Genomic DNA, 23,565 nt, shown 5'->3' on the forward strand with positions numbered 1-23,565 from the left:
GATGAGCGACGTGCGCGTTCACCTCGCCAGGGAGATCGTTGCGGATCTCTGGCGCCACAAGTTGCAGGTCCTGTTGACCGTCGCCGTGCTGGTCACCGCCTTTGCGGTGATCCTGGTGACCAACATGACCCGGGGTCTGACGGCCAAGCAGAACGATCTGATGGCGGAGGAGGACAGGCTCAACATCGAGTGGCGCCACCTCTTGCTGGAACAGGGCACATTGGCTGAGCACTCCCGGGTGGCGAGTCTGGCCATGGACAAGTTGCAGATGGCTCGTCCCCTGGTGACCACTGAAAAGGTAATTACACAACCATGACACGCAAGGCCGCCACCAAGGCTCCGGCAAAGGACAAAGCCAAGGCGAAAGCACCCTCACTCTACCCGTGGCGCTTTCGTACCCTGGTTTTCTTCATCGGCATCGCGTTTGCGGGGCTGATCCTGCGGCTGGCCTGGATCCAGGTGATCGATCCGGACAGACTGCGCCAGGAGGGGGATATGCGCTCCCTGCGCACCACCTCCACCCAGGCGGTGCGCGGCATGATCACGGACCGCAATGGCGAACAGTTGGCGGTATCCGTGCCGGTCGAAGCGGTCTGGGCCGATCCCAAGACGGTGCACGAGTCCGGTGCCATCCACAACGAGCGTGCCTGGCTGGCACTCTCCGCCGTGCTCAAGCTCGACATCAACACCCTCAAGCATCGCATCGCCAACCCGAGCAAGCGCTTCGTCTATCTGCAGCGACAGGTGACGCCTGCGGTGGCCGAGTACATCAAGGGGTTGAAGCTGGGGGGCATCTATCTGCGCCCCGAGGCGCGCCGTTTCTACCCGACCGGCGAGATAAGCTCCCACCTGGTGGGGGTGACCAACATCGATGGCAGCGGCATCGAGGGGATTGAGCGCAGCTACAACGAGTGGCTGACCGCAACCCCTGGCGAGATGCGGGTGCGCAAGGACAGGCAGGGCCGCGTCATCGAGCGCCTGGGCCTGGTGAAAGAGGGCAAGCACGCCAACGATCTGCAACTGAGCATCGATCAGCGGGTGCAGGCGCTGGCCTATCGCGCCCTCAAACGGGCTACCGACGAGAACAAGGCCACCTCCGGCTCCATGGTGATGCTGGATGTGAAGACCGGCGAGGTGCTCGCCATGGTCAACACCCCCTCCTACAACCCGAACAACCGCGGCCAGTACCAGAGTTTCCGGGTGCGAAACCGGGTGGTGACCGATACCTATGAGCCGGGCTCCACGGTCAAGCCATTGATTTTGCTTAGTGCCTTGCAAGCCGGTGTCACCAGCTGGAAGGACTTCATCCCGGGCGGCCCCCTCTTTATCGGGGCCAAGCAGATCCGTGACGTGAGTATCCACAAGGCGACCAACCTGTACGACATCCTGCGCTACTCCTCCAACATCGGCATGTCGCGCATCGCGCTGCGGATGCCGGCCCAGGAGATGATCAATACCCTGAGCATGGTGGGATTCGGCATGGACACCGGCAGCGGCCTGATGGGGGAGAGCAGCGGCATGCTGCCCCAGCGTCGCCGCTGGTCCGACATCGAGCGAGCCACCCTGTCGTTCGGTTATGGTCTGCGAGTGACCCCGCTGCAGCTGGCCTCCGCCTACGCCACCCTGGCCAACAAGGGCAAGCGGGTGCCGCTCTCCATCATCAAGGTGACCAAGCCGCCCAAGGGTGAGCAGGTCATCGATCACAACAACGCCGCTGCCATGTTGCAGGCGCTGGAGTACGTGGTCAGCAATGCCATTCCCAAGGCCCAGATCCCCGGTTATCGGGTCGGTGGCAAGAGTGGTACCGCCAAGGTGGCCGTGGCTGGGGGCTATGGCAAGGACTACATGGCCTGGTTTGCCGGTTTCGCGCCAGCCAGCAATCCCCGTTTCGTCATGGTGGTGGTGATCAACGAGCCCAAGGGGGATGCCTACTACGGCGGTGCCGTGGCGACCCCGCCCTTTGCGGAGGCCATGGGAGGCGTGTTGCAGCTCTTCAACATCCGTCCCGATGCGATCCCGCCCGAGGTGCCCGCCAAGCTTGCCCGCACGGAGGCCAACAATGGCGCACCGCGTACTTGACGGGCATCCGGTTTTTTCCATCGGCCCCGCTGCTGTCGGGGCGTTTTCCATGGCGTGTACGAGCGCCCGCATTCCCGCATTTTCGGAGGCTTCCCATGCCGCCCCGCACACTTGATCAACTGATGAGCCGCTTCGGCATCGATGCCCCGGCGCTTTCCCTCAACGATCTCCAGCTCGACAGCCGGCGGGTCGGTCCCGGCTCGCTCTTCGTGGCGATTCGTGGCCATCAGGTGGATGGCAGGCGCTTCATCGAACAGGCGGTGGCTCAGGGAGCGACCGCCGTGCTGTTTGAGGAGGACGGAGAATTCGTCCCTCCGGCGACCCAGATCCCCTGCATCGGCATGAGGGATCTTCCCGCTCGTCTCTCCGAGCTGGCCGGCCATTTCTACGGTCACCCTGCGCAAAAGTTGCAACTGGTGGGCATCACGGGCACCAACGGCAAGAGCACCACGGCCCTGCTGGTGGCCAACTGGCGCACCCTGCTGGGGGGCAAGGCCGGGGTCATGGGCACCATAGGCAACGGTCTGTTTGGCGAGCTCATCGAAGCAGAGAACACCACGGGCAGCGCGGTCCAGGTGCAGGCCAATCTGGCCGCCTTGCAGCAGCAGGGGGCCGATCTGGTGGCGATGGAGGTCTCCAGCCACGGTCTAGTGCAGCATCGCGTGGCGGCCCTGCCGTTTGCCTCGGCAGTCTTCACCAACCTGAGCCGGGATCATCTGGACTATCACGGCACCATGGAGGCCTATGCCGCCGCCAAGGAGGAGCTGCTGAAGCTGGTGGATGAGCCTTGCGCCGTCATCAACGCCGATGACCATCTGGGACGGCAATGGCTGGCGACCTATCCCGGTGCAGTGGCCTTCGGGGTTCATGGTCCGATTGAAAACCATGCCGGACGACAACTGACGGCGCAGGATCCCCACTTCCACCAACAAGGTTTTGATACGCGCATTAACTCCAGCTGGGGGAATGGTGTATTATCCGCCCCCTTGCTCGGCCGCTTCAACGTCAGCAACGTGCTGGGCGCCATGGGTGCCATGCTGGTGCTCGGCTACGACTTCGATGACCTGCTGGCGACGGCCCCCAGACTGCAACCGGTGACCGGTCGCATGGAGTGCTTCGGCGGTGGCGATGCGCCGCTCGCCGTGGTCGATTACGCCCACACCCCGGATGCGCTGGAGAAGGCATTGCAGGCCCTGCGGGTGCACTGTCACGGCCGGCTCTGGTGCCTGGTGGGATGCGGCGGCGACAGGGATCGCGGCAAGCGTCCCATGATGGCTGCCATGGCGGAGCAGCATGCGGACTGCGTGATCCTGACCGACGACAATCCCCGTACCGAGGAGCCGGCCCGGATAATGGCCGACATGGTGGCGGGTCTTCGCGATCCCGGCGCCGTGCAGATCGAGCACGACAGGACCAAGGCAATCCAGTTGGCACTGAGCCAAGCGAGCAAAGACGACATCATCCTGGTGGCCGGCAAAGGCCACGAGGATTATCAGATCATTGGAACCGACAAGCGGCACTACAGCGATAGGGAAACCGTCGCAGCCGCCTTGCACACATTAATGGAGTCATTCAAATGATGACCCTCAGGCTTGCCGACCTGGCGCAGGTGCTCGATGCCCGTCTGATCGGGGGCGACCATGAGATCACGGCGGTCAGCACCGACACCCGTACTCTGGGCGCGGGGGCGCTGTTCGTGGCCCTGCGCGGCGAGCGTTTCGACGCCCACGATTTCTGCGACCAGGCGGTTGCCGCCGGCGCCAGTGCCCTGCTGGTGGAGCGCGAATTGCCGCTGGCCATTCCACAACTGGTGGTGGGCGACACCCTCAAGGGGCTTGGGCGTCTGGGCAGGCTGGTGCGCGAGCGCATCAATCCGAAAGTGCTCGCCATCACCGGCAGCTGTGGCAAAACCACGGTGAAGGAGATGGCGACGGCCATCCTGCGTTGTGAAGGGGAGGTGCTGGCGACCGCCGGCAACTTCAACAACGAGGTGGGGGTGCCGCTGACCCTGCTGCGCCTCGAGCCGCAACACCAGTTCGCGGTGATGGAGCTGGGAGCCAACCACCCGGGCGAGATCGCCTGGACCACGTCGCTCGCCAGACCCGACGCCGCCATCATCAACAACGTCGCTGCCGCGCACCTGGAAGGCTTTGGCTCCCTGGAAGGGGTGTTCCATGCCAAGAGCGAAATCTTCGAAGGGTTAGGCGAGGGCGGCACCGCCATCGTCAATGCCGACAACGAGTTCTGGCCGAAGTGGCGTGAAAAGGGCATCCACTGCGCCTTCTCCCTTGAGGATCCGCGTCAGCCGTTCCACGCCCGCGACATCGTGCTCAACGAGCAGGGTTGTGCCGGGTTCGTGATGGTGACGCCCCAGGGAGAAGTGAATCTGACCCTGGCCATTCCGGGTCGCCACAACGTGGCCAACGCCCTGGCTGCTGCCGCCGGTACCCTGGCCCTGGGCGCATCGCTTGCGTCCGTCAAGGCGGGGCTGGAGCAGATGGCGCCGGTCAAGGGCCGTTTCTGCGTGCAACGCTGGGGTGGCCTCACTCTGGTGGATGACACCTACAACGCCAGCGTGGAGTCCGTGCTGGCGGGTATCGATGCCCTGACCGCCATGAACGGCTACAAGGTGCTGGTATTCGGTGACATGAAAGAGTTGGGTGAGGAGTCCGCCGCGCAGCATGCCCGGGTCGGACACCACGCCCGTGAGCAGGGCCTCGATGCCGTGCTGACCGTAGGGGAACAGAGTCGCCACACCGCAGATGCCGCGGCTGGCCGACATTTCGATAACAAGGCGTCGTTGTTTGAAGTGCTTGCGCAAATGATAAATACACATCAAGAAATCGCGATCTTGGTCAAGGGTGCCCGCGGCTCCCACATGGAAGATATCGTCGAGATGGTCAAGGGCCATCAGGAGTCAGCCACATGCTAGTCTGGCTGGCGGAACTGCTCACCCCGCACTTCACCTTCTTCAACGTCTTCTCCTACCTGACGTTTCGCGCCATCTTGTCGATCATCACCGGTCTGGTGGTGGCGCTCTGGATGGGGCCGCGCCTCATCCGTCGCCTGCAGATCATGAAGTTCGGCCAGGTGATCCGCAACGACGGTCCCGAATCCCACCTCAGCAAGAAGGGCACCCCGACCATGGGCGGCCTGATGATCATTGCAGCCATTTTCACTTCTGTGCTGCTCTGGTGCCGCCTCGACAACCCCTATGTCTGGCTGGTGCTGTTCGTGCTGGGGGCCTATGGCGCCATCGGTTTTGCCGATGACTATCTCAAGGTGGTGCGCAAGAACACCGATGGCCTCATCGCCCGCTGGAAGTACTTCTGGCAGTCCGCGGTCGCGCTGGGTGTGGCAGTCTTCCTCTACGCCACGGCCACCCACGATGGTCAGACCCAGCTGGTGGTCCCCTTCCTCAAGGATGTGATGCCCCAGCTCGGCCTGATGTTCATCCTGCTGACCTACTTCGTCATCGTCGGTACCTCCAACGCGGTCAACCTGACCGATGGCCTGGATGGCCTCGCCATCATGCCCACCGTGATGGTGGCGGGGGGCTTCGCCCTGATCGCTTGGGCGACCGGTAACGTCAACTTCGCGAACTACCTGCACATTCCCTACGTGCCCTACACCTCCGAACTGGTGATCGTCTGTACCGCCATCGTGGGCGCGGGCCTGGGCTTCCTCTGGTTCAACACCTACCCGGCCCAGGTCTTCATGGGGGACGTGGGTTCCCTGGCCCTGGGCGGCGCGCTCGGTACCATCGCGGTGCTGGTGCGCCAGGAGTTCCTGCTGGTGATCATGGGGGGCGTCTTCGTGATGGAGACCGTCTCGGTGATCCTGCAGGTCGGATCCTACAAACTGCGCGGCGTGCGGATCTTCCGCATGGCCCCCATCCATCACCACTATGAGAAGAAGGGCTGGCCGGAGCCGCGTGTCATCGTGCGCTTCTGGATCATCACCCTCATGCTGGTGCTGCTTGGCCTCGCCACCCTGAAGGTGAGGTAAGCCATGGTCATCATCATCGGACTCGGCAAAACCGGACTCTCCTGCGTCGATTACTTCCTCGACCGCGGCGTCACGCCGCTGGTGATGGACACCCGTACCAATCCGCCGGGCAAGGACGAGCTTCCCCCCGAGGTGGAGCTCATCCACGGGTTGGACGCTGAGCGGCTCAAGCAGGCGCACATGATAGTGGCGAGCCCGGGCATCGCCCTGGCGACTCCGGAGTTGAAGGCCGCCGCCGAGTTCGGGGTGCGCATCGTCGGTGACATCGAACTGTTCGTGCGTGAAACCCAGACGCCCGTCATCGCCATCACCGGTTCCAACGGCAAGAGCACGGTCACCACGCTAGTGGGTGAGATGATCGCCGAGGCGGGGCTCAAGGTCGGTGTGGGGGGCAATATCGGCACCCCGGCGCTGTCGCTCCTCAAGCAGCCCATGGATCTCTGCGTGCTGGAGCTCTCCAGCTTCCAGCTCGAGACCACCTACAGCCTGCGGGCCGCCGCCTCCGTGGTCCTGAACCTCAGTGAAGATCATATGGATCGCTATGCCGGCATGGCGGATTACCGCGCCGCCAAGATGGAGATCCATCAGCACTCCCAGCACATCCTGATCAATCGCGACGATCCCCAGACCCTGCCCGATGTGGGTCAGGTGTGGCAGAGTTTCGGCCTCGACTGCAACGGCTACGGTCGCTGCGAGCTGGAGGGCCGTCACTGGCTGACCTTGCACGGCGAGCCGCTCCTGGCGGTGGACGAGATGAAGATAGTGGGTGCCCACAACCAGGCCAATGCCCTGGCGGCCATGGCCCTGTGCGATGCGGTGGGCATTCCCCGCGAGGCACAACTTGCCGTGCTGCGCCGCTTTGAAGGCCTGCCTCACCGTGCCCGCTTCGTGCGGGAGGTAAATGGGGTGCGCTGGATCAACGACTCCAAGGCCACCAACGTGGGGGCGACCCTGGCCGCCGTGGCCGGGGTGCGTGAAGCGGTAAAGGGCCGCCTGCTGCTGCTGGCCGGTGGCCAGGGCAAGGGGCAGGACTTCGGCCCGGTGCAGGCCCTGCTCGGCAGCCAGATCGATCACATGTACTGCTTTGGTCAGGATGCCGAGGTGCTGCTGGCCCTGGGCGAACAGACCGAGCGAGTTGCCGATCTTGACGCTGCTGTCGCCAAGGCGGCGACCGACGCCAAGCCTGGTGACTGGGTGCTGCTGGCGCCGGCCTGCGCCAGCCTCGATCAGTTCAAGTCTTTCGAAGCGCGCGGTGATCGTTTCACCGAACTGGTGATGGGCTTATGAACGCCCTGCGTGTGGTTGCGGGATTCTTGCAGCGCTGGTTGCTACCGGCGCGCCCCGCTGGTCTCTACGATCGGCAACTGGTGGTGCTGGCCCTCGCCCTGATTGGCGTCGGGCTGGTGATAGTGGCGTCCGCTTCCATCCCTGAGGGGATCGCCATCAACAACGATCCCTTCATGTTCGTGAAGCGCCACGGCATGTTCCTGGTGATGGCGCTGGGTATCTCCTGGTTCGTGTTGCAGGTGCCTATGGCACGCTGGCAGCAGTACAACGGCCCCATGTTGTTGCTGGCCATCGTGCTGCTGGTGATGGTGTTGCTGGTGGGCCGCAGCGTCAACGGTTCGGTACGCTGGCTGCCGCTTGGCCCCTTCAACTTGCAGCCGGCTGAGTTCGGCAAGTTGGCACTGTTCGTCTATCTGTCGGGCTATCTGGTGCGCCGCCAGAGCGAGGTGCGCGAGCGCTTCATCGGTTTCATGAAACCCATGGCGGTGCTGTTCGTGGTGGCCATCCTGCTGCTGGCCCAGCCGGATCTCGGGTCAGTGGTGGTGATGTTCGTCACCTCCCTCGGGATGCTGTTCCTGGCCGGAGCCCGGCTGGTGCAGTTCATCGGTCTCATCCTGGTGGGGGTGAGCGCAGTGGTGACCCTGATCATCGCGGAGCCCTACCGGATGCGGCGGGTGACCTCTTTCCTCGACCCCTGGGCCGATCCCTTTGGCAGCGGCTATCAGCTGACCCAGTCCCTGATGGCCTTTGGTCGGGGGAGCTGGTTTGGCGAGGGGCTCGGCAACTCCATCCAGAAGATGGAGTACCTGCCGGAGGCCCACACGGACTTCGTGTTCGCCATTCTGGGCGAAGAGCTGGGCTACGTGGGGGTGCTTGGCGCACTCTTCCTGATTTTTGCGCTGGCGGTGAAGGCGCTCAAGCTGGGTCACCAGGCGCTGGTGGCCGAGCGGCTCTATGAAGGTTATCTGGCCATCGGCATCGGCATCTGGTTCAGCTTCCAGACTTTCGTCAACGTCGGTGCCGCCAGCGGCATGATGCCTACCAAGGGGCTGACCCTGCCGCTGGTCAGTTATGGCGGCTCCAGTCTCATCATCATGATGGTGGCGGTGAGCATGTTGATTCGTATCGATTTCGAGTTGCGCCAGGCAAGTGCCCAGGCGCGCGTGCGGGAGGTTGCGTGAGCAAGACGTTACTGGTGATGGCGGGTGGTACCGGGGGCCATGTGTTCCCCGGCCTGGCTGTCGCCGATCGCCTCAAGGCCCAGGGCTGGACCATCCACTGGCTCGGCACTGCCGACCGGATGGAGGCGGAGCTGGTGCCTGCCCATGGTTATCCCATCTCCTTCATCGACATCCAGGGGGTGCGTGGCAACGGCATCAAGCGTCTGCTCGCGGCGCCCTACCGTGTCATCAAATCCGTGCTGCAGGCCCGCCAGGTGCTCAAGACCATCCAGCCCGATGTGGTGCTGGGCATGGGGGGCTTCGCCTCCGGCCCGGGTGGCGTGGCCGCCTGGCTGTCCGGCATTCCGCTGCTGCTGCACGAGCAGAATGCCGCCGCCGGCCTGACCAACAAGCTGCTGGCCCGTATCGCCAGGCGGGTGCTGATGGCCTTCCCTGGTGCCTTCGCCCCCAATGCCCGCACCGCCGTGGTGGGCAACCCGGTGCGCCCCGAGGTGGTGGCGCTGCCGGATCCCCAACTGCGCAGCAGCAGCGATCCTCTGCGCCTGCTTGTGGTCGGTGGCAGCCTGGGGGCCCGGGTCCTCAACGAGCAGGTGCCTCCTGCGGTTGCAGCTGCCGGTGTGCCCATCGAGGTACGTCACCAGTGCGGCAAGGGCAATGGGGAGGCCGTGGCTGCTTCCTATGCCGGGCTGGGGGTCGAGGCCGAGGTGAGTGAATTTATCAAGGACATGGCGGATGCCTATGCCTGGGCGGACCTGGTGGTGTGCCGCGCCGGCGCATTGACCGTCTCCGAAGTGGCCGCTGCCGGTGTGGCCGCCATCTTCGTGCCCCTGCCCCATGCGGTGGACGATCACCAGACCCGCAACGCCCTGACCCTGGTCGACGGCGGTGCGGCCGAGTTCCTGCCCCAGTCCGAGCTGACGCCGGCGGCGCTGGCGTCGCGCCTCTCCTGGCTCGCCGGGCGCAGGGAAACCCTGCTGAACATGGCCCAGGCCGCGCGCCGGGTCGCCATCATCGATGCCGCCGAACGGGTTGCCGATGAGTGCAAACGGCTCGCCACCGGCTGAGCCAAACGAGATGGAAGGCGAAGATGTGCCGCCAAGGCCCCGCTTCTGTCTTCGAACTGATGAATGTCGCCGAATGAAAATGGCCTGTGGCCGCGAATTGAGAAAGAACTATGACCAAGGTTGAACTGGCAAAACTGCGTACCGTTATCCCCGAAATGCGCCGCGTGCGTCGCATCCACTTCATCGGCATCGGTGGCGCCGGTATGGGCGGTATTGCGGAAGTGCTTGCCAATGAAGGGTATCAGGTGACCGGCTCGGATCTGGCCCGCAACGGGGTGACCGAACGCCTGGCCTCTTTGGGCGCACACATCTTTGTCGGTCACAGTGCCGAGCATGTGGACGGTGCCAGCGTGGTGGTGGTTTCCACCGCCATCAAGCAGGACAACCCCGAGCTGCTGGCTGCCCGCGAGCTGCGTATTCCCGTGGTGCGCCGCGCCGAAATGCTGGCTGAGCTGATGCGCTTCCGTCACGGTATCGCCATCGCCGGGACCCACGGCAAGACCACCACCACCAGTCTGGTGGCGAGCATCTATGCCGAGGCGGATCGCGACCCTACCTTCGTCATCGGCGGTCTGCTCAACAGCGCCGGCACCAATGCCCGCCTGGGCAGCAGCCGTTATCTGATTGCCGAGGCGGACGAGAGCGACGCCTCCTTCCTGCATCTGCAACCCATGGTCTCCATCGTGACCAATATCGAAGCGGATCACATGGACACCTATGGCGGCGATTTCTCCAGGTTGAAGGCCACCTTCATCGATTTCCTGCACAATCTGCCGTTCTACGGCCTGGCCGTGGTGTGCGTGGATGACCCCGTGATCCGCGGCATGCTGCCGGAGATCGCCCGTCCCACCCTCACCTACGGTCTGAGCGATGATGCCGATGTGCAGGTGCTGGACTTCGTGCAGACCAGCAATCGCAGCCGTTTCCGGGTGCGCCGTGCGGGGGCGGGTGAGCTGGAGGTGACCCTGAATCTGCCGGGCATCCACAACGCCCTCAACGCCGCCGCCGCCATCGCGGTGGCAACCGAAGACGGCATCGGCGACGAGGCCATCATCCAGGCACTTTCCAAGTTTGAAGGGGTGGGGCGCCGCTTCCAGCAATATGGCGAGTTTGAAACCGGCCGTGGCAAGGCCATGCTGGTGGACGATTACGGTCATCACCCGAGCGAAGTGAAGGTGACCATCAACGCCGCTCGCGCCGGCTGGCCCGAGAAGCGGCTGGTGATGGTGTTCCAGCCGCACCGCTACAGCCGGACCCGGGATCTCTACGAAGATTTCGCGGATGTGCTTTCCAAGGTGGACGTGCTGGTGATGCTGGAGGTCTATGCCGCCGGTGAGGAGCCCATTCCCGGTGCCGATGGCCGTGCCTTGTGCCGTTCCATCCGCTCCCGCGGCACCCTGGAGCCCATCTTTGTCGCAACGCCGGACGATGTGCCCGCGGTGCTGGCCGACCTGATTGGCGAGGGGGATCTGGTATTGACCCAGGGGGCGGGGAACGTCGGTGCACTGGCCCGTCGTCTCGGCGAGATGAAATTGAGCGTGGATAGCATGAAATCCGGTGCCTGAGGGCCCAATGAGTATTTTGACCGCCAAGCCGAGGCCTATATAATGGCGAACCGGTCTGCAAGTGGCCGGCATGGCGCGTTTTACGGGGATCGATCGGGTGGAGGCAAGGGCACAAGGGCGCACCAAGGGGGGCTTCATCGCCGGGGTGGCATTTTTCATCCTGGTCATGTGGGGGCTCTACCAGACTGCGCTGGATGTTAAAGACTGGCTGACGGATGCCAGTCGGTTGCCCATGAGCGAGCTGTTGCTGCAGGGGCAACACGAATATTTGAAGGCCGATGAGTTGCGTGCTGCCGTGCTGGATGGTGCCGAACTTCGCAACTTCTTCGAGCTGGATGTGAACGAATTGCAGGCGCGTCTGAACGCTCTGCCCTGGGTGGCCCAGGTCTCGGTACGAAAGAAGTGGCCGAACAAGATCAAGGTCTATCTCACGGAACAGGATGTGGCGGCTCGCTGGAACGGCAACCGCTTCGTCAACACCAAGGGTGAGGTATTCAGTGCCCCGGACAGGGTGAAGAAGCCCCTGATGCAGTTGTCCGGGCCCGATGATCAGGCCGCCAAGGTGCTGGAAGCCAGCCATCAGTACGAAACGCTGCTGGCGGCCAAGGGATACAAGTTGCTGGGGGTGAATCTGACCCCCCGCCATGCCTGGGAACTGACCCTGGATGGCAACATTCAGCTGTTTGTGGGGCGCTCGGATATCGCGCTTCGTCTGCAGCGGTTTATCGATGCCTTTCCGGTCATCGAGCCCCGTGAGCGGGTTGCTTACGTGGATCTTCGATACGACACCGGGATGGCAGTTGGCTGGAAGAAAAGCGAAGAGAAAGTGAATGACCAACACCGCAGATAGAAATTTGATTGTCGGACTGGATATCGGCACGACCAAGGTGGCGGTACTGGTTGGCGAAGTATTGCCTGATGGCGAACTCAATGTCATCGGCATGGGCAGCCACGCTTCTCGCGGGATGGAGAAGGGCGGGGTCAATGACCTCGACTCCGTGGTCAAGTCCCTGCGCCGCGCGGTGGAAGAGGCCGAGATGATGGCAGACTGCCAGATCAGTTCCGTCTATCTGGGGCTGTCCGGCAAGCACATCGATTGCCGCAACGAGACCGGCATGGTGCCCATCTCCGACGAAGAGGTGACCCAGGAGGATGTGGACAACGTCATCCACACCGCCAAGTCGGTGCGGTTGTCTGACGAGCTCCGGGTGCTGCACGTGCTGCCTCAGGAGTTCGCCATCGACTATCAGGAAGGGATCAAGAACCCGGTCGGCCTCTCCGGCGTGCGGATGGCAGCCAAGGTGCATCTCATCACCTGCCACAACGACATGGCGCGCAACATCGAGAAGTGTGTGGAGAAGGTGGGTCTGCGGGTGGATCAGCTGATCTTCTCCGCCCTGGCCTCCAGCTACGCCGTGCTGACCGAAGACGAGAAGGAGCTTGGTGTCTGCGTGGTGGACATCGGTGGTGGCACCATGGACATGTCGCTCTTTACCGGCGGCGCCCTGCGCCACACCAAGGTGATTCCCTATGCGGGCAGCACGGTGACCAGCGACATCGCCTATGCCTTCGGCACGCCGCCGCTGGATGCGGAGGCGATCAAGGTGCGCTATGGCTGTGCCCTCGGCCGCCTGGTCAGCAAGGAAGACAATATCGAAGTGCCCAGTGTCGGCGGTCGCCCGGCGCGCAGCCTGCAACGGCAGACACTGGCGGAAGTGATTGAACCCCGTTACACCGAGTTGCTCTCCATGGTGAATGACGAGCTGGTGCGGGTGCAGAGCGAATTGAAGGCACAGGGGGTCAAGCATCAGCTGGCCGCCGGTGTGGTCTTGACCGGTGGCGCGGCCCAGATCGAAGGCATTGTGGAGTGCGCAGAGCAGATCTTCCAGAGCCAGGTCCGGGTGGGCGAGCCCATGAATATCCGGGGATTGAGTGACTACGTACAGGCACCGGTGTACTCGACTGCGGTCGGGTTGTTGCAGTACGGCCGCACCAACCAATCCACCGGCAGTAACAAGGAATATGCCGCCAAGGCAAGCGTAGGTGGGCTGGTCAAACGGGTCAGCAACTGGTTGCGTGGCGAGTTCTAAAGATTTTGCTGAGTCAGGCAAATAAAGCGGAGAGACAACATGTTTGAATTTATGGATAGCCACACTGACGAAGCCGTCATCAAGGTGATAGGTGTGGGTGGCGGCGGCGGCAACGCAGTCGAGCACATGGTTCGTCAAAACATCGAAGGGGTCGAGTTCATCACCGTGAACACCGACGCCCAGGCACTGCGCAACTCCAGTGCCAATACCACCTTGCAGATCGGCGGTGGCATCACCAAGGGTCTGGGTGCCGGGGCCAACCCGGAAGTGGGTCGTGACGCCGCCATGGAAGACAGGGAAGCGCTGCGCGAGCTGCTGACCGGTTCCGACATGGTGTTCATCGCTGCCGGCATGGGTGGTGGTACTGGTACAGGTGCTGCCCCGATCGTGGCCGAAGTGGCCCGCGAGATGGGTATCCTGACCGTTGCCGTCGTGACCAAGCCGTTCTCCTTCGAAGGGAAGAAGCGGATGGGCTTCGCCGCTCACGGCATCGAAGAGCTCTCCAAGAACGTCGACTCACTGATCACCATCCCCAACGACAAGTTGCTGAAGGTGCTGGGCCGTGGCATCTCCCTGCTGGACGCCTTCAAGGCGGCCAACGACGTGCTGCTGGGTGCAGTACAGGGCATCGCCGAGCTGATCACCCGCCCGGGCCTCATCAACGTCGACTTCGCGGACGTGCGTACCGTGATGCGCGAGATGGGTACCGCCATGATGGGTACCGGCTCCGCCTCCGGTGACGACCGTGCCGAAGAAGCGGCCGAGAAGGCCATCTCCAGCCCGCTGCTGGAAGACGTGGATCTGGCCGGTGCCCGCGGCATCCTGGTCAACATCACTGCTGGCATGGACATGACCATCGAAGAGTTCGAGACCGTGGGTAACGCGGTCAAGGCCTTCGCGTCCGAGAACGCTACCGTGGTGGTGGGTACCGTAATCGACCCGGAAATGCACGACGAACTGCGCGTTACCGTAGTGGCGACCGGTATCGGTGCCGAGCGCAAGCCCGACATCACTCTGGTGAAGAACAACATGGTTCAAGAGCGTCCGGCCCGTCAGCCCCTGATCAGCGAAGCCCTGCAGTCTCGCGTGATGGAAGAGGCCCCGGCCAAGGTGGTGAACGCCGAGCCGCAAGCTCGTCGCGAACCGGATTATCTCGATATTCCTGCGTTCCTGCGCAAGCAGGCAGACTAAGCCTCTGATGGCTCTGGTTTGTTTGTTGCTTAAGGATTGTGCTAAGATGGCCCGGCAACGACCATCTGGTCAGGAATTTGAGCTGTTAAAGCGGATACGCCCATGATTAGACAAAGAACCTTGAAAACGAGTGTCCAGGCCACCGGTGTCGGCCTGCATTCGGGCCGGAAAGTCACAATGACGTTCCGTCCGGCGCCTGTTAACACAGGGATCGTTTACTTGCGTACCGATCTGAATCCTGTGGTAGAGCTGCCAGCCAATGCCGATCAGGTGCGCGATACCGTGCTTTGTACCGCACTGGTGAACGAAGCCGGTGTTCGCGTGTCGACCATCGAACATCTGTCTGCCGCTCTGGCCGGGATGGGGATCGACAACCTCTATGTCGAGGTTGATGCCCCCGAGATCCCGGTAATGGACGGCAGTGCGCATCCGTTCATCTATCTGCTGCAGGAAGTGGGTATTCGTGAACAGAACGCGCCGAAGCAGTTCGTGCGGATCAAGCAGAGCATCCGGGTTGAAGACGGCGACAAGTGGGCGGAATTCCACCCCTATCGCAACGGCTTCAAGATGGATCTCGAGATCGATTTCCAGCATCCGGTGTTTGAAGGCCGCAACCAGCGTTGCGTGCTGGACTTCTCCGGCAGCTCCTTCGTGAAAGAGATCAGCCGTGCCCGTACCTTCGGCTTCATGCGTGACATCGAGTACCTGCGTTCCCAGAACCTGGCACTGGGCGGCAGCCTGGAAAACGCCGTGGTGCTGGATGACTACCGGGTGCTGAACGAAGATGGTCTGCGCTACGAAGACGAGTTCGTGAAGCACAAGATGCTGGATGCCATCGGCGATCTGTACATGTGCAATCGCAGTATCATCGGTGAATTCCGTGCCTACAAGACGGGCCATGCCCTGAACAACAAGCTGCTGCGTGCCCTGCTGGCCCAGCAGGAGGCCTGGGAACTGGTGACCTTCGAGGGTGAGGGCGACAAAGCGCCTATCGCTTACTACGACAACGGTCTGGTTCTGGCCTGATAGCTGTGCAACAGGACGTCGGTCATCTCTCCGCACCGACGTCCTGTCATTTGTTTATTCCATCCTTTAATACCGATTATCTCCCGGTTTTATTGCCCGTGCAGGCCCTTGGCCTCACCTGACCGAGAAGACAGATTTCTATGAGTATTACCCTGATCCTCCACGGTAAGCAGCGCCGCAGGTTGCACTTACCCAAACAACGTCTGGCCTGGGTCGGCGGTATTATCTTCACTGTATTGGCCTTGGGGGGCGGCTGGCTCTGGCAGAGCTGGCAGCAGAAAATGGAGGCGCTGGAAGTGGCGCTGACCCTGGCGCAGCAGCAAAAATCCACGCAAGGGGCCGATGAAGCCCGCGAACAGCTTGCCATGCTGGCCGCCCAGGTGGGCACCATGCAGGGACAACTTGGTCGCCTCAACGCCCTCGGCGAGCGCCTGACCGAGAAGGCGGACCTCGATCCCGAGGAGTTCAACTTCAAGGAGCTGCCCCCCATGGGCGGCCCTTCCTACGATGCAGACCTGGAAGTCAGCCTGGGTGAACTGCAAGATTCCATGGAACACCTCAGCCGTCAGCTCAGCAGCCGCGAAGAACAGCTGTCGGTACTTGAATCCTTCATCATGAACCACCATATCACCGATGCGGGTTTCATCCCCGGCTCACCGGTCAAGCAGGAGCGTGTCTGGATCTCCTCCGGTTTCGGTGGGCGGGTCGATCCGTTCAACGGTCGCGCCAAGATGCACAAAGGGGTGGATTTCCGTGGCAAGCCCGGCACGCCCATCCTGGCGACCGGCAAGGGGATCGTCAGCTGGGCTGGCCGTCACCCTGAATTTGGCAACATGGTGGAAATCGACCATGGCAATGGTCTGGTCACCCGCTATGCCCACAATTCCAAGTTACTGGTGGATGTGGGCACCCTGGTCGATGAGGGCCAGAAGATTGCCCTGATGGGGCGAACCGGTCGTGCAACCGGAGTTCATTTGCATTACGAAGTGTTGAAAGATGGTCGTCAGGTCAACCCCGCGCGCTTTCTGAATGCCAGACGGGGTTAGGTTTTTTCTTCAGGTTCCAGTGACGGAACGCTTATATAACCAAAACAGTTGGTACCCATGATTAGCACACTGCTCACCAAGATTATCGGCAGCCGGAACGACAGAACGCTCAAGGCTTTGCGCAAAATTGTAAAACAGATCAATGCGATGGAGCCTCAGTTCGAGGCACTGTCCGACAGCGAGCTGCAGGCCAAGACCGCCGAGTATCGCCAGCGCCTGGAGCAGGGTGAGACCCTGGAGCAGTTGCTGCCGGAGGCCTTCGCCACCGTGCGTGAAGCCTCCCGCCGGGTGTTCGGCATGCGCCACTTCGACGTCCAGCTGATCGGCGGCATGGTGCTGAACTCCAACCGTATCGCCGAGATGAAGACGGGTGAAGGCAAGACCCTCACCGCGACCCTGCCGGCCTACCTGAACGCCCTGACCGGCCGCGGTGTGCACGTCGTGACGGTGAACGACTATCTGGCCAAGCGTGATGCGGAAGCCAACCGCCCGCTGTTCGCCTTCCTCGGCATGACGGTGGACTGCAACGTGCCCGGCATGGATGCATCCCAGAAGCGCGATGCCTACGCTGCCGACATCACCTACGGTACCAACAACGAATTCGGTTTCGACTACCTGCGCGACAACATGGCATTCTCGCCGGAGCAGCGCGTACAGCGTCCGCTCAACTACGCGCTGGTGGATGAGGTGGACTCGGTGCTCATCGATGAAGCCCGCACCCCGCTCATCATCTCCGGTCCGGCGGAAGACAGCTCCGCCATGTACACCCAGATCAACAAGTTGATCCCGCTGCTGGTCAAGCAGGACAAGGAAGACTCCGAGGAGTACACCGGCGACGGTCACTACACGGTGGACGAGAAGAACCGCCAGGCGCTGCTGACCGAAAACGGCCAGATCTTCGTGGAAGAGCTGCTCAAGAAAGAGGGACTGCTGGCCGAGGATGACTCCCTGTTCTCCGCCACCAATATCAGCCTGCTGCATCACGTCAATGCCGGCCTGCGCGCGCACACCCTGTTCGAGCGCAACGTCGACTATATCGTCCAGAAGGACGAGATCGTCATCGTCGACGAGCACACCGGCCGCACCATGCCGGGTCGTCGCTGGTCAGACGGTCTGCACCAGGCGGTCGAGGCGAAGGAAGGGGTCAAGATCCAGAACGAGAACCAGACCCTGGCCTCCATCACCTTCCAGAACTACTTCCGTCTGTACGACAAGCTGGCGGGCATGACCGGTACTGCGGATACCGAAGCCTTTGAATTCCAGCAGATCTATGGCCTGGATACCGTGGTCATCCCGACCAACAAGCCGATGGTGCGCAAGGACATGGGCGATCTCGTCTACCTGACCGCCCAGGAGAAATACGCGGCCATCGTGCAGGACATTCGCGAGTGCGTGAAGCGCGGCCAGCCCGTGCTGGTCGGTACCGTCTCCATCGAGAACTCCGAGCTGCTCTCCGGCATCCTGACCAAGGAAAATATCCCGCACAAGGTACTGAACGCCAAGTTCCATGCCATGGAAGCGGAGATCGTCGCCCAGGCCGGCCAGACCGGCGCTGTCACCATCGCCACCAACATGGCCGGTCGTGGTACCGACATCGTGCTGGGTGGCAACTGGCAGGCGGAGATCGCCCAGCTGGAAAACCCGTCAAGCGAGCAGATTGCCGAGCTGAAAGCGGCCTGGCAGGTGCGTCATGACGAAGTACTGGCGGCCGGTGGTCTGCATATCATCGGTACCGAGCGTCACGAATCCCGCCGTATCGACAACCAGCTGCGCGGCCGTTCCGGTCGTCAGGGTGATCCGGGTTCCTCCCGCTTCTACCTCTCCATGGAAGATACCCTGATGCGGATCTTCGCCTCCGACCGCGTGACCGGCATGATGAAGAAGCTGGGTATGGAAGAGGGCGAGGCCATCGAGCATCCCTGGGTGACCAAGGCCATCGAGAATGCCCAGCGCAAGGTGGAAGGTCGCAACTTCGACATCCGTAAAAACCTGCTCGAGTTCGACGACGTGGCCAACGATCAGCGCAAGGTGGTCTACGAGCAGCGCAACGAACTGCTGGACACCAACGACATCTCCGAGACCATTCACGTCATCCGTGACGACGTCTACGGCGCCATCATCGACGAGTACATCCCGCCCCAGTCCCTGGAAGAGATGTGGGACGTGCCGGGTCTGGAAGCGCGTCTGAAGTCCGATTTCGCCCTGGATCTGCCGTTGCAGCAGTGGCTGGCGGAAGACGACAAGCTGTATGAAGAGAAGCTGCGTGAACGCATCCTGGATGAAGCCACCAAGCTCTATGCCCACAAGGAAGAGCTGGTCGGCAAGGAGGTGCTGCGCAACTTCGAGAAGGCGGTGATGCTGCAAACGCTGGATGGTCTGTGGAAGGAGCACCTGGCGGCCATGGATCACCTGCGTCAGGGCATCCATCTGCGCGGCTACGCACAGAAGAACCCCAAACAGGAGTACAAGCGCGAATCCTTCGATCTGTTCACCCAGATGCTGGAGACCCTCAAGCGCGACGTGGTCAGTATCCTGAGCCGGGTACAGGTGCAGGAGCGGGATGTGGAGGCGATGGAAGAGCAGCAGCGCCAGCAGGCCGAAGCCGCTCCCCGTACCTACACCCATGCCACGGCCGAAAACCAGCTGGCTGACGAGGATACGGGTGGGGCCGAGGGCCATACCACCTTCGTGCGCGACGAGCAGAAGATCGGGCGCAATGATCCCTGCCCCTGTGGTTCGGGTAAAAAATACAAGCACTGTCACGGTCAGCTGACCTGACACCCTGCCATGATGAATACACCGCCTCCGGGCGGTGTATTCATTTTCGGACCAAGGAGGGGACGATGAGCAGATTGCCGGCGGGATGGGATGGGGAGGCACATGGGCACTGGCTGCAGGAGAGACGCCAGGAGGCGATCCGTTGTGTGCTGAGCAGGCTGAACGAAGAGACGAACAAATCCGTTCCCCTGCAACTGCAGTTTGCCTATTACCTCTTTTTGTCCGGCGATCCCGCCTCGGCGGCACAGGTGCTGACGCTGGCGTACCGGTCCGCGCCCGATAACACTGAGGTGCTGCGCAATCTCTGTGTCTGCCTCTCGCGCTCCGATCAACATGAGCGGGCCGTGACGCACCTGGTCGAACTGGTGCGGCGCGAGCCGGATGATTATCTGGTCCATGACGGGCTTTGCACTTCCCTTGCCAAGCTAGGACGCCATGAAGAAGCGGCACAAGCGGGAACCCGTGCCCTGACTCTCAAGGATGAGGCCGTCTCGCAGCCCGTCGCGGGGTGGGTGCTGCCGGCAGAGGGGCCGGATGTCTGGCTCGCGGAGCAGGGGGAGAAGCAGGCAGTCATCGCCTTCTCCTTGTGGGGGGTACAGCCCCGCTATTTGCGGGGAGCGCTCGACAATGTGCTGGCCGCAGCTTACCTCTATCCGGGCTGGCGGGTGCGCTTTTATGTGGATGGCAGTGTCTCTCAGGGGTTTCTGGCCTGCCTGCAGGAACATGGCGCAGAGATAAAGGTGCAGCCCGATGGCCAATCCCAGCGTCAGCGCCTCTGCTGGCGCTTCCTGGTCGCCAATGATCCCGGAGTGGGGCGCTTCCTTGTGCGCGATGCGGACTCCGTGCTGAATCTGCGGGAGCGGCTGGCGGTCGATGACTGGCTTGCATCGGGGCGCTGGTTCCATATCATGCGTGACTGGTGGAGCCACACCGATCTGGTGCTGGCCGGCATGTGGGGCGGTGTGGCCGGTGTGCTACCTCCCCTTGCGCCGCTGATGGCGAGCTATCAGCCCAGTACCATGGAAACACCGAACATCGACCAGTGGTTCTTGCGAGACTGTTTATGGCGCTATCTGCGCCAGAGCGCGCGGGTGCACGATCGGTGTTTCACTCCGCCCGGTGCTGTGCCCTGGCCGCAGGTTGCGCCGCCGGGCAATGAGCATGTCGGGCAGGATCTCTTCAGGGCCCGGGGGGATCAGCAGGCCATTCGGCTTGCTCCCTGGATCGCCCGTTTGCCGTGTTTACGCTGAGGACAATGATGGAACAGAAGAAACGGATCTGGGTGGCGGTGGGCGTCATCGAGAACGAACGGGGCGATATCTTCATCGCCAAACGCTCAGCCGATCGCCATCAGGGGGACCGCTGGGAGTTTCCCGGTGGCAAGGTGGAGTCGGGGGAGGATCTGCTCACCGCGCTGGACAGGGAATTGTGGGAAGAGATCGGGATCCGGGTGCAGGATTGTGCCCCCTTCATGGAGCTGCACCACGACTACCCCGACAAGCAGGTCTTGCTGGATATCTGGAAGGTGACCCGTTTCCACGGCGAGCCCTTTGGCAAGGAGGGACAGGAGTGCCGCTGGGTACCACTGGCCTCGCTGCACGAATACCGCTTCCCGGATGCCAACGGCCCCATCGTCGCGCGGTTGCAGGCCTCGCTTGCCTGAAAGGGAATCGATACCAACGAAAGAGGGCCTGAGGGCCCTTTTTTGATCGTGAAGTGTTTATTGCCAGGGATCGCCCCGTTCCGGGTCGGGCAGCAGATCCGGGTTGATCTCGCCCGGGATGCGCTTCTGTTCATCCGCCCACTCGCCGAGGTCGATCAGCTGGCAGCGCTTGCTGCAGAAGGGGCGAAACGGGCTCTGCGGACCCCATTCGATCTCGCTCTGACAGGTCGGACACTTTACCTTGGTCACCATGGGGCGCTCCTCAACAACAGGCGAGCTGGAAGGAGACGTCGCCTATCTGCTGCTCCGTCGTCGGCAGGAAGCGCAGGGCGAAGCGGTTCTTGTGGCCGCTCAGGGTCGGATAGCAGGGCTGGGTGCCCGCCAGACGGATGCGGATCAGTTCAGCCCCTTCGGCGGTATCCTGGAAGAAGCCGTTGGTGGCCACCTGGTCGCTGAAGTTGCCCGACTCGCGCCACAGGCGCAGCAACAGGGAGATGGCGTTCATCAGCAGGGTGATGTCACTCAGCCATTGCTGCATCTGCTGGTGGCGGGTGACGGCCGGGGTCGCCAGCCAGTGGTGCAGTTGCGGCACATCGAAGGCGCACAGACCACCCGGAATGGAGAAGCGCTGACGAATGGAGCCGAGCAGGCGATCCTCTTTCAGACGGGCGCCGGGGCGCGGGGAGTTCAGCAGGTTGCGGGAGAGCTGGGTGCTCTCCTGCTGCATCCGCTGGATCTGCTCGAGATCGACGTCAGGCAGACTGGCCCAGTGGCTCAGGCGTTGGCCGAGGCGCTCCAGATCCTTGATGAGATCGGCACGCAGGTCACCACGCTCCAGCAACTCCTGCAAATCGAACAACCCCTTGAAGAAGGCGATATGTGCCCAGGACTGGTCACTCTCCAGATTGTCGCGGATCTGGGAAAACAGGGACTCCAGACGAAGATAGGTCCGGCTTTTTTCATTGAGGGGAAAATCGTAAATCATGCCTAATCCTGGCCAGCCATAAACCGGCCTAGTGTACTCACAGTTGGTGGGCTTGTTGAGAGGCAAATGCCAGATATGTCTGGTGCAGGGCGAAAATTCGCTGCCAGATGGTCTCACTCGTACCACTCTGGTTGTCCAGGACGTCGTCGGCCATCGCAAGGCGCTCGCTGCGGCTCGCCTGGGACGCCAGTATCGCCTGGGCCTGTTCCCGACTGACGCCATCGCGGCGGCAGGTACGCTCGATTTGTGTCGCTTCGTCCACATCGATCACCAGTACCCGATCGGCGAGGGAAGTGAGCCTGTTTTCCACCAGCAAGGGGACGACCAGCAGGCAGTAGGGGGAGCGGGTTGCCGCACACTGGCGCAGCATCTCGGTGCGGATGAGGGGATGGAGCAGGGCATTGAGCCACTCCTTGGCCTGCGAATCGGTGAAGATCCGCTCTCGCAGCCGGCGGCGATCGAGCTGGCCATCGGGGGCAACGACATCCGGGCCAAAATGGGCGGCGATGGCAGCCAGAGCAGGGGTGCCGGGCTCCACTACCTCGCGGGCGATGATGTCCGCATCCACCACCTCGATGCCCAGCTCGGCAAAGCGGTTGGCAACCGTGGTCTTGCCGCTGCCGATTCCCCCAGTGATTGCGACTACATACATGGGTCAGAGATCCTTTTGCTAGAGCACGACATCAAGATACCAGCGGGTGATGCTATCGCCCCACAGCAGCGTTATCCAGCCCGCGATGGTGAGATAGGGGCCAAAGGGAATGGGTTTGCCCTGGTGGTGGTTGCGCAGCAGGATGAGACCGATGCCGATGATGGCGCCCGCCAGCGAAGAGAGCAGCAGCACGATGGGCAAGGCTTGCCAGCCGAGCCAGGCGCCCAGCGCCGCCAGCAGTTTGAAGTCGCCATAGCCCATCCCTTCCTTGCCGGTCAGCAGCTTGAAGGCCCAGTAGAGGCTCCAGAGCACCAGATAACCCGCCATGGCGCCGACCACCCCATCGGCCAGGGGCACGAAACCGCCCGCCAGATTGAACAGCAGGCCACCCCAGAGCAGGGGCAGGGTGAGCTGATCCGGCAAGAGCATCTTGTCCAGGTCGATGAAGGTCAGTGCGACCAATGTCCAGGTGAGCAACAAAGCGGCAAGGGTGCCCCAGCCGGGGGAAAGCGCGGCTGCTACCGAGACCGACAGCAGGGCGGTGAGCAGCTCGACCAGGGGATAGCGAGCCGAAATGGGGGCGTGGCAGTTGCGGCAGCGCCCCCTGAGCCATAGCCAGCTCAGTAGGGGAATGTTCTCCAGCGCCCCTATGGGGTGGTCGCAGTGGGGGCAGCGGGAGCGAGGTACCATGAGGTTGTATCGTCCGGTTGCAGGAGGAGTCTCTTCACCGTCACCGAAATAGTCGCTGTATTCGGCATGCCAGGCCCGCTCCATCATGATGGGCAGGCGATGGATCACCACGTTCAGGAAGCTGCCCACCATCAGGGAGAAAAGGAAAATCAAGGAGAGATAGAGCCAGGGCAAGCCCTGGGCCAGTTCGATCAAAGGCACCATAGATCAATCGCTTGTGTCGGGAACGGGGATGGCAGATGGCCGGGGGAAATGCACCG

21 protein-coding genes are annotated in these 23,565 nt (G+C 62.3%); 17 read left to right on the forward strand and 4 right to left on the reverse strand.

Annotated features, from left to right (window positions below):
- Position 1: 1 nt before the first annotated feature.
- From ftsL to mutT, 17 genes are all read left to right on the forward strand, one after another.
- Positions 2-316, forward strand: coding sequence for a cell division protein FtsL (ftsL, locus tag J9889_RS03435; protein WP_010675842.1), 315 nt, complete (start codon positions 2-4; stop codon positions 314-316).
- Entirely contained in the window at positions 313-2,079 is a 1,767-nt protein-coding gene (locus J9889_RS03440) for a peptidoglycan glycosyltransferase FtsI (RefSeq protein ID WP_010675841.1), read from the forward strand. The genes ftsL and J9889_RS03440 overlap by 4 nt, the downstream gene beginning before the upstream one ends.
- A 95-nt stretch (positions 2,080-2,174) precedes the next feature.
- On the forward strand, positions 2,175-3,659 hold the full coding sequence (murE, locus tag J9889_RS03445; protein ID WP_210555973.1) for a UDP-N-acetylmuramoyl-L-alanyl-D-glutamate--2,6-diaminopimelate ligase: 1,485 nt from the start codon (positions 2,175-2,177) through the stop codon (positions 3,657-3,659).
- Entirely contained in the window at positions 3,656-5,011 is a 1,356-nt protein-coding gene (gene murF / locus J9889_RS03450) for a UDP-N-acetylmuramoyl-tripeptide--D-alanyl-D-alanine ligase (RefSeq protein WP_180907142.1), read from the forward strand. The genes murE and murF overlap by 4 nt, the downstream gene beginning before the upstream one ends.
- A complete protein-coding gene (gene mraY, locus J9889_RS03455) occupies positions 5,005-6,087 on the forward strand; it encodes a phospho-N-acetylmuramoyl-pentapeptide-transferase (RefSeq protein ID WP_010675838.1) in 1,083 nt (360 codons plus the stop codon). The genes murF and mraY overlap by 7 nt, the downstream gene beginning before the upstream one ends.
- A gap of 3 nt (positions 6,088-6,090) precedes the next feature.
- Complete coding sequence (gene murD / locus J9889_RS03460) at positions 6,091-7,374, forward strand: UDP-N-acetylmuramoyl-L-alanine--D-glutamate ligase (protein ID WP_069785545.1); 1,284 nt, start codon at positions 6,091-6,093, stop codon at positions 7,372-7,374.
- Positions 7,371-8,555: a cell division protein FtsW gene (gene ftsW, locus J9889_RS03465; RefSeq protein WP_210555974.1), complete on the forward strand. Its 1,185-nt coding sequence runs from the start codon at positions 7,371-7,373 to the stop codon at positions 8,553-8,555. Before murD ends, ftsW begins: the two co-directional genes overlap by 4 nt.
- Positions 8,552-9,619 carry an undecaprenyldiphospho-muramoylpentapeptide beta-N-acetylglucosaminyltransferase gene (murG, locus tag J9889_RS03470; protein ID WP_010675835.1) on the forward strand — a complete coding sequence of 356 codons (1,068 nt, stop codon included), beginning with the start codon at positions 8,552-8,554 and terminating at the stop codon, positions 9,617-9,619. Before ftsW ends, murG begins: the two co-directional genes overlap by 4 nt.
- Before the next feature lie 110 nt (positions 9,620-9,729).
- Positions 9,730-11,184: a UDP-N-acetylmuramate--L-alanine ligase gene (gene murC, locus J9889_RS03475; protein WP_041211792.1), complete on the forward strand. Its 1,455-nt coding sequence runs from the start codon at positions 9,730-9,732 to the stop codon at positions 11,182-11,184.
- 97 nt (positions 11,185-11,281) lie between these two features.
- Positions 11,282-12,034, forward strand: coding sequence for a cell division protein FtsQ/DivIB (locus J9889_RS03480; RefSeq protein ID WP_029314839.1), 753 nt, complete (start codon positions 11,282-11,284; stop codon positions 12,032-12,034).
- Positions 12,015-13,274, forward strand: a complete 1,260-nt coding sequence (gene ftsA / locus J9889_RS03485) for a cell division protein FtsA (RefSeq protein WP_010675832.1) — start codon at positions 12,015-12,017, stop codon at positions 13,272-13,274. Before J9889_RS03480 ends, ftsA begins: the two co-directional genes overlap by 20 nt.
- Before the next feature lie 39 nt (positions 13,275-13,313).
- Complete coding sequence (gene ftsZ, locus J9889_RS03490; protein WP_005305686.1) at positions 13,314-14,465, forward strand: cell division protein FtsZ; 1,152 nt, start codon at positions 13,314-13,316, stop codon at positions 14,463-14,465.
- A gap of 102 nt (positions 14,466-14,567) precedes the next feature.
- Positions 14,568-15,491, forward strand: coding sequence for a UDP-3-O-acyl-N-acetylglucosamine deacetylase (gene lpxC, locus J9889_RS03495; protein ID WP_124813883.1), 924 nt, complete (start codon positions 14,568-14,570; stop codon positions 15,489-15,491).
- Positions 15,492-15,631: 140 nt separating this feature from the next.
- A complete protein-coding gene (locus tag J9889_RS03500) occupies positions 15,632-16,537 on the forward strand; it encodes a M23 family metallopeptidase (RefSeq protein ID WP_210555975.1) in 906 nt (301 codons plus the stop codon).
- 57 nt (positions 16,538-16,594) lie between these two features.
- A complete protein-coding gene (secA, locus tag J9889_RS03505) occupies positions 16,595-19,315 on the forward strand; it encodes a preprotein translocase subunit SecA (protein WP_069785548.1) in 2,721 nt (906 codons plus the stop codon).
- A 65-nt stretch (positions 19,316-19,380) separates the two neighbouring features.
- The gene (locus J9889_RS03510) at positions 19,381-20,565 is read left to right on the forward strand and encodes a tetratricopeptide repeat protein (protein ID WP_210555976.1); all 1,185 of its coding nucleotides are present in this window, start codon (positions 19,381-19,383) and stop codon (positions 20,563-20,565) included.
- A gap of 8 nt (positions 20,566-20,573) precedes the next feature.
- A complete protein-coding gene (mutT, locus tag J9889_RS03515) occupies positions 20,574-20,978 on the forward strand; it encodes an 8-oxo-dGTP diphosphatase MutT (RefSeq protein WP_171864957.1) in 405 nt (134 codons plus the stop codon).
- A gap of 57 nt (positions 20,979-21,035) precedes the next feature.
- Here the strand turns inward: mutT and yacG are convergent, their stop codons facing one another.
- The 4 genes from yacG to J9889_RS03535 are packed head-to-tail and all read right to left on the reverse strand — an operon-like array spanning position 21,036 to position 23,509.
- Positions 21,036-21,230, reverse strand: coding sequence for a DNA gyrase inhibitor YacG (gene yacG / locus J9889_RS03520; protein ID WP_010675826.1), 195 nt, complete (start codon positions 21,228-21,230; stop codon positions 21,036-21,038).
- 10 nt (positions 21,231-21,240) lie between these two features.
- Positions 21,241-21,963: a cell division protein ZapD gene (gene zapD / locus J9889_RS03525; RefSeq protein ID WP_010675825.1), complete on the reverse strand. Its 723-nt coding sequence runs from the start codon at positions 21,961-21,963 to the stop codon at positions 21,241-21,243.
- A gap of 37 nt (positions 21,964-22,000) precedes the next feature.
- Complete coding sequence (coaE, locus tag J9889_RS03530; protein WP_039040500.1) at positions 22,001-22,615, reverse strand: dephospho-CoA kinase; 615 nt, start codon at positions 22,613-22,615, stop codon at positions 22,001-22,003.
- Positions 22,616-22,633: 18 nt separating this feature from the next.
- Positions 22,634-23,509, reverse strand: a complete 876-nt coding sequence (locus J9889_RS03535) for an A24 family peptidase (protein ID WP_183148984.1) — start codon at positions 23,507-23,509, stop codon at positions 22,634-22,636.
- Positions 23,510-23,565 lie beyond the last annotated feature (56 nt).

Origin of the sequence: Aeromonas sp. PrichA-15, assembly GCF_017939245.1 — a bacterium.
Classification (GTDB): domain Bacteria; phylum Pseudomonadota; class Gammaproteobacteria; order Enterobacterales; family Aeromonadaceae; genus Aeromonas; species Aeromonas caviae.

Coding starts and splice junctions, on each gene's coding strand:
- ftsL (WP_010675842.1), top strand. CDS start 2: ATGAGCGACGTGCGCGTTCACCTCGCCAGGGAGATCGTTGCGGATCTC.
- J9889_RS03440 (WP_010675841.1), top strand. CDS start 313: ATGACACGCAAGGCCGCCACCAAGGCTCCGGCAAAGGACAAAGCCAAG.
- murE (WP_210555973.1), top strand. CDS start 2,175: ATGCCGCCCCGCACACTTGATCAACTGATGAGCCGCTTCGGCATCGAT.
- murF (WP_180907142.1), top strand. CDS start 3,656: ATGATGACCCTCAGGCTTGCCGACCTGGCGCAGGTGCTCGATGCCCGT.
- mraY (WP_010675838.1), top strand. CDS start 5,005: ATGCTAGTCTGGCTGGCGGAACTGCTCACCCCGCACTTCACCTTCTTC.
- murD (WP_069785545.1), top strand. CDS start 6,091: ATGGTCATCATCATCGGACTCGGCAAAACCGGACTCTCCTGCGTCGAT.
- ftsW (WP_210555974.1), top strand. CDS start 7,371: ATGAACGCCCTGCGTGTGGTTGCGGGATTCTTGCAGCGCTGGTTGCTA.
- murC (WP_041211792.1), top strand. CDS start 9,730: ATGACCAAGGTTGAACTGGCAAAACTGCGTACCGTTATCCCCGAAATG.
- ftsA (WP_010675832.1), top strand. CDS start 12,015: ATGACCAACACCGCAGATAGAAATTTGATTGTCGGACTGGATATCGGC.
- ftsZ (WP_005305686.1), top strand. CDS start 13,314: ATGTTTGAATTTATGGATAGCCACACTGACGAAGCCGTCATCAAGGTG.
- lpxC (WP_124813883.1), top strand. CDS start 14,568: ATGATTAGACAAAGAACCTTGAAAACGAGTGTCCAGGCCACCGGTGTC.
- J9889_RS03500 (WP_210555975.1), top strand. CDS start 15,632: ATGAGTATTACCCTGATCCTCCACGGTAAGCAGCGCCGCAGGTTGCAC.
- secA (WP_069785548.1), top strand. CDS start 16,595: ATGATTAGCACACTGCTCACCAAGATTATCGGCAGCCGGAACGACAGA.
- J9889_RS03510 (WP_210555976.1), top strand. CDS start 19,381: ATGAGCAGATTGCCGGCGGGATGGGATGGGGAGGCACATGGGCACTGG.
- mutT (WP_171864957.1), top strand. CDS start 20,574: ATGGAACAGAAGAAACGGATCTGGGTGGCGGTGGGCGTCATCGAGAAC.
- yacG (WP_010675826.1), bottom strand. CDS start 21,230: ATGGTGACCAAGGTAAAGTGTCCGACCTGTCAGAGCGAGATCGAATGG.
- zapD (WP_010675825.1), bottom strand. CDS start 21,963: ATGATTTACGATTTTCCCCTCAATGAAAAAAGCCGGACCTATCTTCGT.
- coaE (WP_039040500.1), bottom strand. CDS start 22,615: ATGTATGTAGTCGCAATCACTGGGGGAATCGGCAGCGGCAAGACCACG.
- J9889_RS03535 (WP_183148984.1), bottom strand. CDS start 23,509: ATGGTGCCTTTGATCGAACTGGCCCAGGGCTTGCCCTGGCTCTATCTC.